Annotated in this window: 13 protein-coding genes; 10 read left to right on the top strand and 3 right to left on the bottom strand. The window is 31.9% G+C overall.

Features of this window, described 5'->3' with window-relative positions; genetic code table 11:
- The 3 genes from atpH (at position 1) to atpG (ending at position 3,099) form a co-directional block, all read left to right on the top strand.
- A complete protein-coding gene (gene atpH, locus ABXT64_RS05215; RefSeq protein WP_443634496.1) occupies positions 1 to 543 on the top strand; it encodes an ATP synthase F1 subunit delta in 543 nt (180 codons plus the stop codon).
- 48 nt (positions 544 to 591) lie between these two features.
- Positions 592 to 2,169, top strand: coding sequence for a F0F1 ATP synthase subunit alpha (gene atpA / locus ABXT64_RS05210; protein WP_443634494.1), 1,578 nt, complete (start codon positions 592 to 594; stop codon positions 2,167 to 2,169).
- Positions 2,170 to 2,235: 66 nt separating this feature from the next.
- Entirely contained in the window at positions 2,236 to 3,099 is an 864-nt protein-coding gene (atpG, locus tag ABXT64_RS05205) for an ATP synthase F1 subunit gamma (RefSeq protein WP_443634492.1), read from the top strand.
- A 130-nt stretch (positions 3,100 to 3,229) separates the two neighbouring features.
- Here atpG and ABXT64_RS05200 read toward each other — a convergent pair whose 3' ends face one another.
- Both ABXT64_RS05200 and ABXT64_RS05195 read right to left on the bottom strand, forming a co-directional pair.
- Entirely contained in the window at positions 3,230 to 4,666 is a 1,437-nt protein-coding gene (locus ABXT64_RS05200) for a S9 family peptidase (RefSeq protein WP_443634490.1), read from the bottom strand.
- Positions 4,667 to 4,674: 8 nt separating this feature from the next.
- On the bottom strand, positions 4,675 to 5,142 hold the full coding sequence (locus ABXT64_RS05195; RefSeq protein ID WP_443634489.1) for a hypothetical protein: 468 nt from the start codon (positions 5,140 to 5,142) through the stop codon (positions 4,675 to 4,677).
- 255 nt (positions 5,143 to 5,397) lie between these two features.
- Here ABXT64_RS05195 and ABXT64_RS05190 point away from each other — a divergent pair, with 255 nt between their 5' ends.
- From ABXT64_RS05190 to ABXT64_RS05160, 7 genes are all read left to right on the top strand, one after another.
- Positions 5,398 to 5,910, top strand: a complete 513-nt coding sequence (locus ABXT64_RS05190) for a hypothetical protein (protein ID WP_443634487.1) — start codon at positions 5,398 to 5,400, stop codon at positions 5,908 to 5,910.
- Between the two features lie 52 nt (positions 5,911 to 5,962).
- The gene (locus ABXT64_RS05185) at positions 5,963 to 7,432 is read left to right on the top strand and encodes an oligosaccharide flippase family protein (RefSeq protein ID WP_443634485.1); all 1,470 of its coding nucleotides are present in this window, start codon (positions 5,963 to 5,965) and stop codon (positions 7,430 to 7,432) included.
- On the top strand, positions 7,433 to 7,867 hold the full coding sequence (gene dut / locus ABXT64_RS05180) for a dUTP diphosphatase (protein WP_443634483.1): 435 nt from the start codon (positions 7,433 to 7,435) through the stop codon (positions 7,865 to 7,867).
- Positions 7,868 to 7,974: 107 nt separating this feature from the next.
- A complete protein-coding gene (locus ABXT64_RS05175) occupies positions 7,975 to 8,991 on the top strand; it encodes a sugar phosphate nucleotidyltransferase (protein ID WP_443634481.1) in 1,017 nt (338 codons plus the stop codon).
- Between the two features lie 15 nt (positions 8,992 to 9,006).
- Positions 9,007 to 10,374, top strand: coding sequence for a tetratricopeptide repeat protein (locus ABXT64_RS05170; protein ID WP_443634480.1), 1,368 nt, complete (start codon positions 9,007 to 9,009; stop codon positions 10,372 to 10,374).
- A 4-nt stretch (positions 10,375 to 10,378) separates the two neighbouring features.
- A complete protein-coding gene (locus ABXT64_RS05165) occupies positions 10,379 to 11,188 on the top strand; it encodes a DUF4292 domain-containing protein (protein ID WP_443634478.1) in 810 nt (269 codons plus the stop codon).
- Positions 11,189 to 12,424, top strand: coding sequence for a murein hydrolase activator EnvC family protein (locus ABXT64_RS05160; protein WP_443634476.1), 1,236 nt, complete (start codon positions 11,189 to 11,191; stop codon positions 12,422 to 12,424).
- A 164-nt stretch (positions 12,425 to 12,588) separates the two neighbouring features.
- Here ABXT64_RS05160 and ABXT64_RS05155 read toward each other — a convergent pair whose 3' ends face one another.
- Positions 12,589 to 13,002 (bottom strand): DUF6691 family protein, encoded by a 414-nt coding sequence (locus ABXT64_RS05155; RefSeq protein ID WP_443634475.1) that lies wholly within the window; start codon positions 13,000 to 13,002, stop codon positions 12,589 to 12,591.
- Between the last annotated feature and the right edge of the window lie 2 nt (positions 13,003 to 13,004).

Below are 13,004 nucleotides of genomic sequence, written 5' to 3'. Positions count from 1 at the left end.
ATGAGCGGAAGCAGAGCAGCAATACGATACGCAAAAGCAGTTTTACAAGAAGTAACAGATGCTACTAAAGCATCTGAAGTTTTTGAAGACATGCAATGTGTATCTTCAACTATCAAGGCAAGTAAAGAATTACAGAATGTTTTAAATAGTCCTGTAATAAATGCAAATGATAAAAAGGAAGCCTTGCTTACAATTTTTGAAAACCAATCAGATACTACAAAATCACTTATTAAAGTATTAGTAGATAACAAACGTACCGGTATGTTAGCTGAGGTTTCAAATAAATATATCGAATTATACAACGAAGAACAAGGAGTTAAAGTGGCTCAAGTAACTACAGCAGTACCTCTTTCTAATGAATTAGAGGAAAAAGTATTAGCTAAAGTGAAAGAACTTACAGGAAGCTCAAAAGTATCGTTAGAACATAAAATTGATGAATCAATTATTGGAGGATTTATTCTTCGAATTGGAGATTTACAATACAATGCTAGTATAGCAAATAAGCTAGCAACAATAAAAAGAGAATTTAGTAAAAGTATATAATCTAAATAGTCCAATACTTAGGTTAAGGGCTACATTTAATTAAACAAAATGGCAGAAGTTAAACCAGCTGAAGTTTCAGCAATATTAAGAAAACAACTTTCAGGTTTCGATTCAACCGCTTCATTAGACGAGGTAGGTAGTGTATTAACTGTTGGTGATGGTATTGCCCGTGTATACGGACTTTCTAATGTACAATATGGTGAATTAGTTGAATTCGAAAACGGTTTAGAAGGAATTGTACTAAACCTTGAAGAAGACAATGTAGGTGTAGTATTATTAGGACATTCTAAAGCAATTACTGAAGGATCTACAGTTAAACGTACACAACGAATTGCATCTATTAATGTAGGTGAAGGAATTGTTGGACGTGTAGTAAATACCTTAGGTCATCCCATTGATGGTAAAGGTGCAATTACTGGTAAAACATACGAAATGCCATTAGAGCGTAAAGCGCCTGGTGTAATTTATCGTCAACCGGTAACCGAGCCATTACAAACAGGAATTAAAGCAATTGATGCTATGATTCCAGTTGGTAGAGGTCAACGTGAATTGGTAATTGGTGATAGACAAACTGGTAAAACTACGGTTTGTATTGATGCTATTTTAAATCAAAAAGAATTTTACGATGCAGGTGAGCCTGTTTATTGTATCTATGTTGCCGTAGGTCAAAAAGCTTCAACAGTAGCATTAATTGCTAAAACACTAGAAGAAAAAGGTGCTTTAGCATATACAACTATTGTTGCTGCAAATGCATCAGATCCTGCTCCAATGCAGGTATATGCTCCTTTCGCAGGTGCAGCAATTGGTGAGTACTTTAGAGATACAGGACGTCCTGCTTTAATTGTATTTGATGATTTATCTAAGCAAGCGGTAGCATACCGTGAGGTATCTCTTCTTTTACGTCGTCCACCAGGACGTGAGGCGTATCCAGGAGATGTATTCTTCTTACACTCAAGATTATTAGAGCGTTCTGCTAAGTTAATTGATGATGATGCAATTGCAGCAAGCATGAATGATCTTCCAGAATCATTAAAAGGTATTGTAAAAGGAGGAGGATCTTTAACGGCACTTCCTATTATTGAAACTCAAGCAGGTGATGTATCTGCATATATTCCAACCAACGTAATTTCTATTACGGACGGACAGATTTTCTTAGATGGTGATTTATTTAATTCAGGGGTAAGACCAGCAATTAACGTAGGTATTTCGGTATCACGTGTGGGTGGTAATGCACAGATTAAATCAATGAAAAAAGTGGCAGGTACACTTAAATTAGATCAAGCTCAATTTCGTGAATTAGAAGCGTTTGCAAAGTTTGGATCTGATCTTGATGCTGCAACTTTAAATGTAATTGAAAAAGGTCAACGTAACGTTGAGATTTTAAAACAAGGTCAAAATGACCCTTACACTGTTGAAGATCAGGTTGCAATTATTTATGCAGGTTCTAAAAACTTGTTAAATAAAGTGCCTGTAAATAAAGTAAAAGAATTTGAAAGAGATTACATAGAGTATCTTAATGCTAAGCATAGAGATTCTTTAGATACATTAAAAGCTGGTAAATTAACCGATGAGGTTCTTGATGTATTAGTTAATGTAGCGAAAGAACTTTCAGCAAAATATAATTAGATTTCTGTTGTAAAAAGTGAGATAACCATCTCACTTTTTACTTCTTGAAACTAAATTTTAAATAGAATGGCAAACTTAAAAGAAATACGGAATAGAATTGCTTCAGTATCTTCAACGATGCAGATTACTAGTGCTATGAAAATGGTATCTGCTGCAAAATTGAAGAAAGCTCAAGATGCTATTACGGCCATGCGTCCTTATGCTAACAAATTAACCGAATTACTTCAAAGCTTAAGTGCTTCTTTAGAAGGAGATAGTGGAAGTCAGTTTGCAGAGCAAAGAGAGGTAAAGAATGTTCTTATCGTTTCTATTACCTCAAACAGAGGTTTAGCTGGGGCATTTAATAGTAATATAATCAAAGAGACTGCTTTACTTTCATCTGAAACGTATAGCAATCAAAAAGTAGATTTAGTTACTCTTGGTAAAAAAGGAAATGATGTTTTAGGAAAGTCAAACACAATAGTATTTAATAATAATGAGATTTTTGATGATCTTACTTATGATAATACTGCTGCTATTGCGGAACAATTAATGGACTTATTTGCAAATGGATCTTACGATAAAATTGTTTTAGTCTATAACAACTTTAAAAATGCTGCTACTCAATTTGTATTAACAGAACAATTTTTACCGATTGCTTCAGAAAAAACAAATGAAAATGTTCAAATCGCAGATTATATTTTTGAACCTTCAAAAGCGAAAATTGTTGAAGAATTAATTCCGAAGAGTTTAAAAACACAATTATTTAAAGCTATTAGAGATTCTGTTGCAAGTGAGCATGGTGCACGTATGACAGCGATGCATAAAGCTACCGACAATGCTACTGAATTAAGAGATGCTTTAAAATTACAATATAACAAAGCACGTCAAGCTGCTATTACAAACGAGATATTAGAAATCGTTGGTGGTGCTGAGGCATTAGCAGGATAGATTAGGCGTAAGCCAAATATGTTCTTAAGCGAGGCATTAGCAAGATAGATTAGGCTTTAGTTGAATAGAATATAAAAAACGCCTTCTGAAAATTTCAGAAGGCGTTTTTTAGTTTTTAATAACTCTTAAACTATAACGTTTCTTTAAGCCATTTATAAAATTCACGCTGCCAAACCAGACTATTTTGGTTGTTTAACACCCAATGATTTTCTTCTGGAAAAAACACCAATTTACTTTTAATTCCTTTTAACTGTGCAGCTTGAAAAGCAGCTAATCCTTGACCAATAGGAACTCGATAATCTTTACCACCTTGGATAATCAGCATTGGTGTATCCCACTGGTCCACATAGGTAGTAGGATTAAATTCAGTATAGGCTTTCTGAGCTGCTTTATTGCTTTTATCCCAAAAGGCTCCTCCTAAATCCCAGTTAGGAAAAAATACTTCCTCTGTAGTTCCGTACATACTTCGCCAATCAAAAATACCATCGTGCGATATAAATGATTTAAACCTTCCTTCATGTTTTCCCGCTAAATAAAAAGCTGAATAGCCTCCATAACTCGCGCCAACACAACCTAACCTATTATTATCTACATAATCTTCTTTCGAAATATCATCTATAGCAGAAAGGTAATCATCCATATTTTGACCACCATAATCTTTACTAATTTGTTCGTTCCATTCTACACCATACCCTGGCATTCCTCTTCTGTTTGGAGCAATAATTATATATCCATTAGCTGCCATTAATTGAAAATTCCATCGGAAAGAATAAAATTGACTTAATGCACCTTGAGGACCACCTTGACAATATAATAAGGTTGGGTATTTTTTACTAGAATCAAAATCGGGAGGATAAATTACCCAAGAAAGCAGGTCTTTCCCGTCGGTAGTTTTAGTCATTCTTTTTTCAACTTTTCCAAGATTTGTGTTCGCATAGACCTTGTCGTTTACAGAGCTTAATTGTGCCATGCTTCCTGAAGTAATATCCACCGAATAAATTTCGGAAGCATGATTCATATCCCTTCTTAAAACAGCAAGTTTTTCACCTACTTGTCCGATAATTCCGTGAACATCAAACTGTCCATTTGTAATTTTTCGTGGACTTTTTATTGTACTTTCTGAAGAAGTTGGTATTGCAATTTCAAAAATCTGTACCGTTCCTAAAACGGGTGCTACAAAATATATTTTTTCACTATCGTTTGCCCAAATAAAACTATTTACCGTTCCATCCCAATCCTTAGTAAGGTTAATATCTTTTCCTTTTATACGAACGATAATATCATTTTTATCAGACTCGTATCCATCTCGTTTCATTTGAAGCCATGCTAATTGACCTTCATCAGAAAATGTAGGCGAAGTATCGTACCCTTTATTATATTCGGTTAAGTTGGTGGTTTTTCCAGTGGCTAATTCATAGCTAAAGATATCGGTGTTGGTACTAATAGCATACGCTGTTCCACTAGCTTTTTTTGTCACATATAAAATATTTTTACTGTCGGGTGACCATAAATAATCTTCATCCCCGCCAAAAGGTTTTTGTGGGGAATGAAAAGGCTCCCCTTTCATTATATCAATTAGTTTTCCTTTTTTTCGGAATTTGATCGGTACATTATATGACTATAATTACCATCTTCCCAAGCATCCCAATGGCGGTAATTAAGTTCATCATAAATTAGTACATTACTGTCTTTCACATCGGGATGAAAATCTGTTCCAGTAACATTTTTTAACTTTTCATTCTTTACCTTAATTTTATATTCTCCATTTGGTGAAATAGATTTATCGATAAGTTTTGTTTCTTTTTTAGTAATTTTTTTTAATTCACCACCATCTATACTAACTGAATATAGATTGTTGGTTTTTTTTTGAGTTGTAAAGCTATACTTAGAAACTCCAAAAACAATTTGATTACTATCCTTTGAAATACCTTTTACGCTAACCCTTCCTAATTTAATAAGACTTTCGGAAGTCATATTTGTTTTTTGTGCCATAGTTTGAGAATAAACGAATATTATTAGAAGGATTGAGATTATTTTTTTCATAGAATATGCTTTATAATCCCGAAAGGTATCGGAAATATTTTATTCAATTTATTAAATTTGAAGCTATATCCTGTATTAATTACATTTTATTATAAATATAAACTCTAATTTTTTCTACTTCAGAAGTTGGAATTGATTGAGTATCTTCAGAAATAGGTAGAATGTCATACTTTAAAAATATGATTTCATTAATTACTCATTCTCATTTTGTAAATTTATGGCAGGACTTTTGAATCTTCCTATAAAAGCATACGTATGAAACGAGTAAAATATATTTTCGGTTTAATTGGAATTTCATTTATAATTTTAAGCTTTTCTAATTGTGGTAGCTCAAAATCTATAACCTCAGAATATAAATTAGTAGAAGTCCCTCCCTTTGTTATTAGTAAAATTTTTAGTCAGAAATGGGCAGCTGGTGCTCAAGAAGGAAGTTCGGGAACCAATATCCAAATTACTTTTGAAAATTTGAATGAAGAAGTTGAAATTAAAAACATATACCTTAGAGATCAGATTACTAAAGCTAATGGCTCTAAAAATGAATATACAGGCGCTATTAATAATAAATTAAGGGATGGAATAATTATGGATAGTGATCCTGTTAAAGAAGCTAACAATACACCTCCAATTAAATTTCCATTTCAATTATCATATAATGATGTGGTAATAAGTTATATGAATAATGGCAATCTTGCCTATTTTAAAATTGAAAACATTGAGGAAAAACCGATGCTTGCATATCCTCAAGGGAACCCTAATAGTAAGAATTAATAGTCGTTTACAAATTAATTTTCAATACTTTTAAGCCTTAAAAATAAGTGAATTGAGTATTTTCAAAAAACTCTTCAAACAAACATTTATTTATGGTCTTGCAACTGTGTTACCACGTGCATTAGCCATTTTTTTAGTGCCGCTCTACGTTGTAGTTTTAGGTAGAGAACAGTATGGGCTTTATGCTTCTATAATGGCATTTTTAATCTTAGGAAATGTGTTGCTTTCTTATGGAATGGAAACCGCTTTTTTTCGATTCATCAATAAAGATATTTCAAAGAAAGAGGTGGTTCAATCTACTGCATTGAGATCCCTTACCATATCTACCTTATTATTTTTAACGGTCTTATTATTCTTCAGCGACTCACTTTCTAAATTGTTAGAATATAAAACTGAGTATGTTACATATGGCTTAATTATATTGGCCTTAGATGCACTAGCAGTCCTTCCCTTTGTTTGGTTTAGGGCCAATGAAAAACCCAAGAAATATGCACTTCTTAAAATATTTAACGTCGTAATTAACTTAGGGTTTAATCTATTTTTCTTTTTAGTATTACCTATTTGGGCTAACAATGATACTTCTTCCTTTTGGAATGATATTTTATTAGAAGACAACAATAAAGTCGCCTATGTTTTTATAGCAAACCTTATTGCTAGTGGAGTTACCTTATTAATATTATTACCCTTATATGTAAAAATCGGCTTCAAGTTTAATAGAGCGATATGGAAACAAATGCTTCGGTATGCAATTCCAGTATTAATTGCAGGTATCGCTTTTTCAATCAATGAAGCATTCGATAAAATACTTCTTAAATATATGCTGGACCCTACGATTGCAGATGCTACAGTAGGAGTATATGCTGCATGCTACAAATTAGGTGTATTTATGACCTTATTTGCAACAGCTTTTCGATTAGGGATTGAACCATTTTTCTTTCAACATGCAAAAAGTGAAAATGCCAAAGAAACCTATGCTATTATCACTAAATACTTTGCCGCCTTTGGAAGTTTTATTCTTTTATTTGTCGTCGTATATTTAGATATATTTAAACGGTTATTAATTCCTGATAGCACTTTTTGGGAAGCGATTTCGATAGTTCCCATTATATTATTAGCTAATTTATGTTTGGGATTATATCATAACCTTTCTGTTTGGTATAAAATAACAGACCGCACCAAATTTGGCGCCTATATCTCTGTTTTTGGAGCTATCATAACCCTAAGCTTAAATATTATATTGATACCAATCATTAGCTATAAAGGATCTGCAATAGCAACTTTAGCTGCCTATGGAAGTATGATGGTTCTTTCTTATTTCCTTGGAAGAAAACATTATAGAGTTCCTTATAACCTTAAAAAAATAGGATTTTATATAGTGTTATCTGTTGTATTTTCGGTACTTTCATTCTATATTTTTGACGGAAATATTTTGATAGGAACTGCACTATTATTGGTGTTTGTTTCTTCCATATATTTTTCTGAAAAGAAAGAAATACATCAAATATTAAAAAAAGAAATTTAGATGAATATAAAGATTATTAATACTTCTAATCATGCAGTACCTTCCTATGAAACATTAGCTTCCGCAGGGATGGATTTAAGGGCTAATTTAGAGGAAGCAATCACATTAAAACCTTTAGAAAGGGCTATTATTAAAACAGGTCTCTTCATTGAGTTGCCAGTGGGAATTGAAGCTCAAGTTCGTCCAAGAAGTGGGCTTGCTGCAAAAAAAGGGATTACAGTTTTAAATGCTCCAGGAACTATAGATGCAGATTATAGAGGTGAAATAGGAGTGATTTTAGTGAATCTTTCAAATGATAATTTTCAAGTTGAAAATGGCGAAAGAATTGCTCAATTAATCATTGCCAAACACGAAAGAGCTGTATGGGAAGAAGTTTCAACTTTATCTGAAACTAAAAGAGGTGAAGGTGGATTTGGAAGTACGGGAGTTAAATAAAGAGAATTGTCAGGTCGAGCGCAGTCGAGACCTATTTGAAAATATAGTTTAATTAAAAAAATCCCCGCTGGAGTTTATATTGAGCGGAGTCGAAATACAGCATAAATATGAAAATAATAGTCCCAATGGCAGGTCGAGGATCAAGACTACGCCCTCACTCACTGACAGTGCCAAAACCTTTAATTCCAGTTGCAGGAAAACCAATAGTTCATAGATTAGTAGCAGACATTGCTCATTTATTAAATGAAGATATCGAAGAAATTGCTTTTATACTGGGAGACCCTGCGTTTTTTGGTGAAGAGGTTGTTTCCAGCTTAATAGAATTAGCTGAAAGTTTAGGAGCTAAAGCAAGTATTTATAGACAATTAAACCCACTAGGAACAGGTCATGCAATTATGTGTGCTGAACCTTCGTTATCAGGTCCCGCAGTGATTGCTTATGCAGATACATTAATACGGGCAAACTTCGATTTAGATAAAGATGCAGACAGCGTTATTTGGACTAAAAGAGTTAAGAATCCTGAAGCCTATGGAGTTGTTAATTTAAACGAAAAGCACGAAATAACTGAATTAGTTGAAAAACCAGAACAGTTTGTGAGTGACCAAGCTGTTATCGGGATATATTATTTTAAGGATGTTAGTGTTCTTAAAAAGGAACTAACCTATGTGATCGAAAACGAAATAATTAATGGCGGAGAATACCAAATCAATGATGGAATAAAAAGAATGATGGCTGATGGTAAGATCTTTAAAACCGGTACCGTTAATGAATGGATGGATTGCGGAAATAAAGAGGTGACTGTTGAAACCAATAGAAGAATGTTAGGTTTTTTGACAGATGATAATGAAAAACTAGTTGCTGATACCCTCATTTTAGAGAATTCAAAAATTATTGAACCTTGTTTTATAGGCGAAGGAGTTATTCTAAAAAATAGTACAGTGGGGCCTTTTGCTTCCATTGGTAAAAACACAAGAATTGAAGATAGTAACGTTAAAAATAGTATAATCCAAAACGAAACATTAATCAAAAATGCTATTTTAGACAATGCAATGATTGGGAACCATGTAAAATTTGATGGCAATTTTACAACAATTAGTGTCGGCGATTATTCAACGTTAGAATAAGTTGACTACAATTTAATGAATAGAAATTTTTCATATTACGTATTGATTTTCTTCGGAATTATATTATTCCAAAGCGAAACTATAGCTCAAAATGAAAAACCTACCGATGATTTAGGAAATGTAAGTGATGCTTTTCAGGAAAACTTTTTTGAAGCTTTAAAACAAAAAGGAATTGAAAATTACGAGCTAGCATTAAAAGCACTCGATAGAGCTGAAATTGCGACAAAAGAACATCCAGAAAATTTATCAGTTATATGTTTTGAGCGGGCTAAAAATTTTGCGAAACTTAAGAGATACGATGAAGCTGAATCTTTCTTTAAAAAGGTCTTAGAGACAGAAACGAATCAACTTGATGTCATGGAAGCTTTATACGATTTGTATTATATACAAAGAGATTATGAAGCAGCCATTCCTTTAATTGTAAAACTAATTCCTTTTGATGAAGATTATAAAGAAGATTTAGCAAATTTATACCATCGAACAAAACAATACGATAAAGCATTAGACCTCTTAGATGAGTTAGATGTTTTATGGGGAGAAAGCACTTATAGAGATGCATTACGAACGCGAATTTATAGAGCAACAGGAAATTCCGATAAAGAAATTGAAAATCTAGAAAATAAGATTAATAATAAAACCAAAAACGAAAAGGAATACCTTAATCTAATCTTTTTATATAGTGATCAAGGAAACAGTGATAAGGCATTTGAAACAGCGAATGAATTGCTTAAAGAGTTTCCGAAATCTCAATTAGTACATTTAGCATTATATAAATTTTATCTGGATAAAGACAATGCAAAAGAAGCGATACAATCAATGAAGGTTGTTTTTAAATCTTCTAATATTGATGCTGAAAGTAAATATAAAGTACTGAGCGATTTTATCTCTTTTGTGAATTCTAACCCACAATATGAAATAGAATTAGAAGAAGTAGTCAGTTTGTTTTCCGAAGAAAATAACAGCAAAGTTTATGAAACAATTGGAGATTATTTTTTAAACAAAAAGAAGAAAGAACAAGCACTAATATTTTATGAAAAAGGAATAGAAAAAGACAATGATAATTTTAGCTTGATCAAAAGCACTTTGTTACTTCAAATCGATTTTAAAAAATATGATGATGCTTCAAATTTAAGCGTAAAAGCATTAGAAATATTTCCAGCACAAGCTTTGTTATATCTAATTAATGGGGTAGCAAATAATGGATTAAATGCACCAGAATTAGCTATTGAAAACTTAGAAATTGGACTTGATTTTCTTTTAGATAATCCTAAAATGGAGCATGATTTTTACCAACAATTGAGTATTGCTTATCAAGCGAAAGGGAACAGTAAAAAAGCAGATTTTTACAAAAAGAAAGCTTCTGAATTATCATATTCAAATTAAAACTATGAATAATAATAAATGCACTCCAAGAATACCATTTTCAAGGCTAGTTGTATGTTTAGTATTAGCTGTGTTTTTAAATTCTTGTAAAACTAGTAAAGTGGTAAAAGGATCATCAATGGCAGATCATAATATAGCATTAAAAGATATAATTAAAACGCATGAAGTTGCTATTCCAAATTTTAAAACACTAGCAGCTAGAGTACAAGTGAATTATAGTGACAATAAAAAATCACAAAGTATTACAGTTAGTTTACGAATGAAAAAAGATAAAACCATTTGGATTAAAGCATCAATGTTAGGGTTCACTTTTGCAAAAATCAATATTACCACAGAGAGAGTGAGTTATTATGAAAAGTTATCTGGCTCCTATTTTGATGGAGATTATCAATTATTAAGTGAATGGTTAGGCACAGAATTAGATTTTAATAAAGTTCAAAATATATTGCTAGGACAGTCTATATTTAAACTAGATAAGTCTAAGTATACTTCTACGATATATGAGAATAAATATAAGATAGAACCGAAGCAACAACCTGAAAATTTTATTCATTCTATACTTTTAAACCCAAGTAATTTTAAGGTAGCTTTAGAAACCTTATCACAACCTAATGATCATAGATTACTGTCTGTAGATTATGGAACTTACCAAAAAATTGAAGGGGATGATTATCCCTCTGAAGTTTTAATTTTAACTTCTGAAAACAATAAGAAAACAAGCATTGAATTAAAGTTTAAAAAAATCGACCACAATCCATCGGTACGTTTTCCGTTTACTATACCTGAAGGCTATAAAGAACTCGTTTTAAAATAAATGAAAAATTTTCACATATATCTTTTTTTAGCATTAGGATTATTAATGTTTACATCCTTGTCTGCTCAATCTGAAAAACAAAAACGTTTAGAAGAAAAAAGACAGTCTCTTATCAATGAAATCACTCAAATTAACAGATTACTTTTTGACACCAAGAAAGAAGAGAAATCTGTATTAACGCAAGTAGAAAACCTAAATAGCAGAATTTCAACTCGTGAAAATTTAATTAGAATAACCAATCAGCAAGCCAATTTATTGACCCGTGAGATTAATGAAAACATTAATAATATGGAGCAATTAAGAAATGAGTTAAAAGAATTAAAAGAGGATTATAGCAGTATGATTGTAAAATCATATAAAAGTAAATCTCAGCAAAGTAGAATCATGTTTTTACTTTCTTCACAAAATTTTCTTCAAGCCTATAAAAGAGTTAAGTATATGAATCAATATACGAAACATAGAAAAAAACAAGGAGAGAATATAAATGCTAAATCTGAACTTCTGAAACAATTAAATATCGATTTAATTGCTCAGAAAAAAGATAAAAAGGCTTTGATTGAAGAAAATAAAATTGCTAAAAATGAATTAACAAAAGAAAAAAAAGATCAAGAAAAATTAGTAGCTACTCTTAAAGAGAATGAAGGCAAGTTTGCGAGTCAGATTCGTAAAAAGCAAAAAGAAGCTGACAAAATTGACAAACAAATCGACGCATTAATAAAGGCTGCAATAGCGGCATCCAATAAGAAAGCTTTAGAAAATTCTAAAACAAAAACAACTTCTTCAAAAACATTCGCTTTAACAGCAGAAGCAAAAGCTTTGGCGGCCAGCTTTACTAACAATAAAGGAAAACTACCTTGGCCTGTAAAAAATGGAATCCTAGCTAAAAAGTATGGAAAACAGCAACACCCTCAGTTACCTAATGTCACAACCTTTAATAGTGGTGTAGAAATAGCAACAGCAAAAAATGGAATTGCACGCGCAGTCTTTGAAGGCGAAGTGATGCAGATTCAACAATTAAAAGGAGCTAATAAAGCTATTTACATTCAGCATGGTAATTATATAACGATCTATAATAACATGGCAACTGTTTTAGTAAAAAAGGGTGATAAGGTAAGTACTAAACAAAAATTAGGAACAATTTACACCAATCCTGTAACTGGTAAAACGTTATTAAAATTCCTTATTTATAAGAACCTAAATAAGATGAATCCTGCCGATTGGGTATATAAAATGTAATATGTACTCAAAACAAATAGCTTTTCGGCTTTTTACTTGTTCTTTTTCCTTTTCTCTTTGTTAAAATTTGCAACCATAATTTAGCCTATGCTTGAAAACTTATGCCTCAATAAAAGAAAAATAGCTACCTAAAAATTTCCTAAAAGCTATTTATTTTGAGTATATTAATGAGGGAGTTTATCACGGACCAAGCCGTAAATAAAGGTTCCTAATGTTGCAGCTGCTAATACAATACCCATTGAAAAAGCTCCAGTTCCTATCAAGATATACATAGGGCCAGGACAAGCTCCTATAAGTGCCCATCCAAACCCAAAAATAGTGCCTCCAACTATATATCTAGTAAACCCTCTATCTTTTAAGGGTACTGTTATTTCTTTTCCTTGTATATTATTAAGCTTTAACCTTTTTGAAAACTGCAAAAATAGCATACCTGTCCCAATAGCTGTTCCAATGATTCCATACATATGTATAGATTGAAAACGAAACATTTCATAAATACGATACCAGGAAACGGCTTCAGATTTAACTAAAACAATTCCGAAGAAAATTCCAACGAGTAAAAATTTTAAATACTTCATCT

The sequence above is a fragment of the Candidatus Marifrigoribacter sp. Uisw_064 genome, assembly GCF_047730175.1.
GTDB lineage: Bacteria > Bacteroidota > Bacteroidia > Flavobacteriales > Flavobacteriaceae > Marifrigoribacter.
This window is presented reverse-complemented; position numbering and strand designations above follow the sequence as displayed.